Here is a 201-nt window from a genome sequence, read left to right as displayed (position 1 = left end):
GACCCCATGGAGCTTTACTGCAGCCTGACATTGATTTTTGGCATGTAACGTACAGGATAGTTGGGAGACGGAGAAGATAGCCCCCCAGGGTTATCGGAGTCGCTGTTGGGATACCAACCTTTGCGTGCTAGGGATCTAACTCGAGAAGTAACGAAGCTGAGGACAGTATCAGGTGGGCAGTTTGACTGGGGCGGTCGCCTC

At 53.2% G+C, this 201-nt stretch carries 1 rRNA gene; it reads left to right on the top strand.

The features are described 5' to 3' along the window. Nucleotides 1-201 (top strand): 23S ribosomal RNA (locus ACE419_RS11640); the annotation flags it as partial.

The organism is Mitsuokella apri (assembly GCF_047974105.1).
Taxonomy (GTDB): Bacteria; Bacillota; Negativicutes; order Selenomonadales; family Selenomonadaceae; genus Mitsuokella.
The sequence above is the reverse complement of the archived record's forward strand: the minus strand, read 5'-3'. Positions and strand labels throughout refer to the sequence as shown.